This is a genomic window from Streptomyces alkaliphilus (assembly GCF_014141535.1).
In the GTDB taxonomy this organism is placed as follows: Bacteria; Actinomycetota; Actinomycetes; order Streptomycetales; family Streptomycetaceae; genus Streptomyces; species Streptomyces alkaliphilus.
Genome location: NZ_VKHT01000366.1, coordinates 1 through 4,671, shown reverse-complemented (window position 1 = coordinate 4,671; position 4,671 = coordinate 1). Strand labels below are relative to the sequence as shown.

At 71.6% G+C, this 4,671-nt stretch carries 4 protein-coding genes; 2 read left to right on the top strand and 2 right to left on the bottom strand.

The annotated features are described in order from the left end of the window. Positions 1-94: 94 nt before the first annotated feature. Positions 95-1,084, bottom strand: coding sequence for an aldo/keto reductase (locus tag FNQ90_RS13125; protein WP_143622004.1), 990 nt, complete (start codon positions 1,082-1,084; stop codon positions 95-97). A gap of 198 nt (positions 1,085-1,282) precedes the next feature. On the opposite strand from FNQ90_RS13125, the gene FNQ90_RS13120 reads away from it, so the two are divergent. After that, positions 1,283-2,350 (top strand): TolB-like translocation protein, encoded by a 1,068-nt coding sequence (locus FNQ90_RS13120; protein WP_194432485.1) that lies wholly within the window; start codon positions 1,283-1,285, stop codon positions 2,348-2,350. Positions 2,351-2,435: 85 nt separating this feature from the next. On the opposite strand, the gene FNQ90_RS13115 is transcribed toward FNQ90_RS13120, so the two are convergent. Continuing rightward, positions 2,436-3,368 carry a TetR/AcrR family transcriptional regulator gene (locus FNQ90_RS13115; protein WP_182606543.1) on the bottom strand — a complete coding sequence of 311 codons (933 nt, stop codon included), beginning with the start codon at positions 3,366-3,368 and terminating at the stop codon, positions 2,436-2,438. A gap of 257 nt (positions 3,369-3,625) precedes the next feature. Between FNQ90_RS13115 and FNQ90_RS13110 the strand changes: the two genes are divergently transcribed. After that, positions 3,626-4,651 carry an ATP-binding cassette domain-containing protein gene (locus FNQ90_RS13110; RefSeq protein WP_194432486.1) on the top strand — a complete coding sequence of 342 codons (1,026 nt, stop codon included), beginning with the start codon at positions 3,626-3,628 and terminating at the stop codon, positions 4,649-4,651. The last annotated feature ends 20 nt before the right edge of the window (positions 4,652-4,671 follow it).

Sequence of the window (4,671 nt, the reverse complement as noted above, 5' to 3'; positions counted from 1 at the left end):
CCCCGCCCCGCCCTTCCGGGAACGCTCCCGGGAACGTTTCGGGACGCCCGGGGCGGTGCGACGGCATGATCCCCGTCGCACCACCCCGTGGAGGTCACCAGGCGAAGGCCTCCGGGGAGGGGCCGGGACCGGGGAAGATCTCCTCCAGGCCCGACAGGACCTCCTCACCCAGCTCCAGCTCCACGGCCCGCAGGGCCGAGTCGAGCTGCTCGCGGGTACGCGGGCCGACGATGGGACCGGTCACCCCCGGTCGGGTCAACAGCCAGGCGAGACCCACCTCGCCGGGCTCCAGACCGTGCTTGTCGAGCAGGTCCTCGTACGCCTGGATCTGCTCGCGCAGAGCGGTGTTCTCCAGGGCTCGCAGCGTGCGGCCGCCGGCCCCGGAACCCTCCCGCTCCTTGCGGATCGCGCCGCCCAGCAGGCCACTGCCCAGCGGCGACCACGGGATGACACCCATGCCGTAGGCCTCCGCGGCCGGGATGACCTCCATCTCGGCGCGCCGTTCCACCAGGTTGTACAGGCACTGCTCGCTCACCAGGCCGAGCGAACCGCGCCGGGCGGCGGTCTCGTTGGCCTGTGCGAGGTTCCATCCGGCGTGGTTGGAGGACCCCACGTACAGCACCTTGCCCTGCTGCACGAGCACGTCCATCGCCTGCCAGATCTCCTCCCACGGGGTGGCCCGGTCCACGTGGTGGAACTGGTAGAGGTCGATGTGATCGGTGTTCAGCCGCTTGAGGCTGGCGTCGACGGCCCGCCGGATGTTGAGCGCCGAGATCTTGTCGTGGTTCGGCCACACGGGCTTGTCGTCCAACTGCATGCTGCCGTAGACCTTGGTGGCGAGCACCACCTTGTCGCGGCGGTCGCCGCCCTTGGCGAACCAGCTCCCGATGATCTCCTCGGTGCGGCCCTTGTTCGCCCCCCACCCGTACACATTGGCGGTGTCGAAGAAGTTGATGCCCGCGTCCAGGGCGGCGTCCATCAGCGTGTGGCTCTCGGCCTCGTCGGTCTCGGGTCCGAAGTTCATCGTCCCCAGCACGATGCGGCTGACCTTGAGGCCGGTGCGTCCCAGATGTGTGTACTTCATGGCGCACCAGTCAATGTGCTGGAGCGCACTCCGGGCAAGCACCGGTGCGGGGGACCCGCCGTGTGCCGGCAGGCTGGGATCATGCGTCGCCGTTCCGTCTCCTTTCCCGCGTTCCCCTCCCGCGACCGGGTGCCGGCCCCCGGTGTCCCCCGGCGGGGCCGTCGGTGTCCCCGGCCGGGCCCGGCCGGGTTCGCTTTGATGGTGCTGCTGGTGGTCTCGGTGTTCGCCGGCACGGAGGTGATCACGGCTCCGCCGGCGGTGGCCGAGGAAGGTGACGGGGCCGCGGCACGGCGGGAGTTCACCATCGAGGATCCGCGGATCGTGGAGTCCAGCGGTCTGCAGGCCAGCCATCGTCATCCGAATGTCTACTGGACGCACAACGACAGCGACTACGCGCCCGAGATCTACGCCGTGGACGGCACCACCGGTCGAACGGTCGCCACGGTGACGCTCACGGGTGTGGAGTTCCGGGACGTGGAGGCGATCCACCTCGGTCCGGACGGTGACCTGTGGGTCGGTGACATCGGTGACAACTTCGACGGCGCGTGGCCGCACGTGTGGATCTACCGTTTCGCCGAGCCGGAGACCCTCGCCGACATCACCCTCGCGCCGACGGTGTACACGGTGACCTGGGAGGACGGCCCGCGGGACGCGGAGGCGTTGATGGTGCACCCGGACAGCGGACGGGTCTACCTGGCCAGCAAGCGACGGGACGGCAGCGGCGCCGTCTACATCGGCCCGGAGGAGATGAGCACCGAGGGCGCCAACGTCTTCACCCGCCACCACGACACGGATCTGTGGGTGACCGACGGGGCCTTCTCCCCCGATGGCACGCGGCTGGTGCTGCGCGGCTACTTCAACGCCGAGATCTTCCGCTGGGCGGAGGGGGAGGAGCCGGAGTCGCTCGGAGTGGTGAACGTTCCCCTTCAGCCGCAGGGCGAGTCGGTGACCTTCACCCCGGACGGTCGCACGCTGATGTTCGGTTCCGAGGGCGCGATGAGCCGGGTGCAGCCGGTGGAGTTGAGGGGCCGGCAGCTGCCGGACGAGGTGGCCGCCGGGGAGGCCGATGAGGCCCCGGGGAGCACGCCGGAGGCCGGGGGAGCCGAGGCAGCCGAGGGCACGGAGGGCACGGAGGGCACCGGGGACGCCGGGGCGGCGGCCGAGGAGGGTTTCCCGACCCGGACCGTCCTGGCGGTCCTCGCCGCCACGGTTCTGGTGGTGGCGCTGCGCCGGTTGTTCCGGGGAGCCGGGGTGCGTCGGGGCTAGCGACGCCCCGGGGCCGTCGTCGCGTCGACGCGACGGGCCGCGCGGTCGTCGGGCCCCCTCGGCCCCACGGGCGGCCCGGCGGGCGTCATCGGTTCGCCGGGGGCGTGTCCTCGCTTCCCCCGGGCGGGGTGTCGGGGGAAGCGGCGCCGGTACCGGATTCCGGGGAGTCGGCCGGGTCGGTGTCGACGTTCGGGTCGGTGTCGGCCTCCCGATTACCGGCTCCGGGGACGACCAGATCCGGTGCCGGGCGTTCCCCGCGGCGTCGGGCGTCGATGTACCGCTCCAGGCCGTCGAGGAGGGGGTCGAGCCCGAAGCGCAGGGCCTGTACGCCCCCCACGGAGAAGCTGTCGGGGTCCAGTTCGGCGAGTCGGGGGAAGCGACCGCTCTCCAGGATCTCGCCGAGGATCGGTCCCTGGGCCGCCCAGAACTCCTCGTCGCTGACGCCGGTCTCGCGGGCGGACACCGCCTGGAGGACGTAGGTGCGGGCGGTGCCGGTGACGTAGTGGTCCACCGCCATGATGACGGCCATCCGCTCGGCGTCGAGGAGGCCGATTCCGTTCAGTGCCTCCAGGACGAACTCGAGCCCTTCCAGCGCGTTGGGACCGAGCACGGGGCGGGTCTGGTTGACCTGGAGCAGCCAGGGGTGGGCCAGGTAGAGCCGCCAACTGCTCACGGCGACGAATTCCATGGCGGTTCGCCAGTTCTCGGTGGCCTCCGGCGGGGGTGGGCCGGTTCCGGTGGGGCCGGGGCTCAGGACCCGGTCGAGCATGAGGTCCAGGAGTTCGCCCTTGCCGGGGATGTAGCGGTACAGCGACATGGTGCCGACACCCAGTTCCGCGGCGACCCGGCGCATGGACAGGGCCGGGATGCCCTCCCGGTCGGCCAGGGTGATCGCGGCGTCGACGATCGCCTCCAGGGTCAGGCCGGGGCGCGGGCCGCGGCCGGAGGGCTCCTTGCCGCGCCACAGGAGTTCCATGCTCCGGGAGAGGTCGCCGCTGCCGCTGTGTGCCGTGGTCATGGTGGCGTCATCCTAGCCGCGCGTCCGTTTCGTCCGGTCACCGTCCCCACCCCGATATGCGTACACCGTACCCGGGAAGTCTTGACTTCCGGGTACGGTGTACGCATCATGGTGTGCTGCGTACTTAGTACGCCGTTTGTGGTCTCTCGTGCCGCACCTCGCGTCCCACCGGGCCGCACCACCGTCCACACATCACCTCCGGGAGTTTCTCCGTCGTGTCCGCTTCCGCGCCTCCTCCCGCTTCACCACCTCTCCCGCTGCCCCCACCCGACCCCACGGGTGACCGGTACTCGGTGCTCGCCGAAGGACTCACCAAGAGCTGGGGCGACAAGCCGGCTCTCGACGGGCTCGACCTGGCCGTGCCCCGGGGCACCGTCCTCGGACTCCTGGGCCCCAACGGCGCGGGCAAGACCACCTGTGTCCGCATCCTCACCACCCTGCTGCGCCCCACGGGGGGACGCGCAGTGGTCGCCGGCCACGACGTGATCACCGCCCCCCGGGAGGTTCGCCGCCGCATCGGCCTGACCGGCCAGGAGTCGGCCGTGGACGAGATCCTCTCCGCCCGACGCAACCTGGAGATGTTCGGTCGTCTCTTCCACCTCGACGCCCGACGGGCACGGCGGCGCGCCGGGGAGTTGCTGGAACGGTTCGACCTCACCGAGGCCGCCGACCGTGCCCCCGCCACATTCAGCGGTGGGATGCGCCGCCGCCTGGACCTGGCGGCGAGCATGATCCTCGCCCCCGAGGTGCTCTTCCTCGACGAACCGACCACCGGCCTGGATCCACGCGGCCGGATGGAGGTGTGGGAGGCCGTCCGTGAGCTGGTGCGCGGCGGCACCACCGTGGTGTTGACCACCCACTACCTGGACGAGGCGGACCGCCTCTCGGACCGGATCGCGCTGGTGGACAACGGACGCAAGGTGGTCGAGGACACCCCGACCGGCCTCAAACGGGCCGTCGGCGGCGACCGGATCGAGGTCGTCGTCCGCGAGCCCGTCGATCTGCCGACCGTGGCCGCGGTCCTCGCCCGGGTCGCCGCGGACACCGAGCCGGTCGTGGAGGAGGACGAGTCGCGCGTGCACGCCGCCGTGCGGGACCGGATCACCGCCCTTGCCGAGGTCACCCGCGCGCTCCACGAGCGCGGCACGCTCGTGGAGGACATCGGGCTGCGCCGTCCCACTCTCGACGAGGTCTTCCTGCGGCTGACCGGTCGTCCGCCCGAGGCCGCGGCCGGGGACCGGACCGCCGGGGACCGGACCCTCGATGAGGAGGTCACCCGATGAACGGAGTCCCGACCCGCCCC

Coding starts and splice junctions, on each gene's coding strand:
- FNQ90_RS13115 (WP_182606543.1), bottom strand. CDS start 3,368: ATGACCACGGCACACAGCGGCAGCGGCGACCTCTCCCGGAGCATGGAA.
- FNQ90_RS13125 (WP_143622004.1), bottom strand. CDS start 1,084: ATGAAGTACACACATCTGGGACGCACCGGCCTCAAGGTCAGCCGCATC.
- FNQ90_RS13120 (WP_194432485.1), top strand. CDS start 1,283: ATGGTGCTGCTGGTGGTCTCGGTGTTCGCCGGCACGGAGGTGATCACG.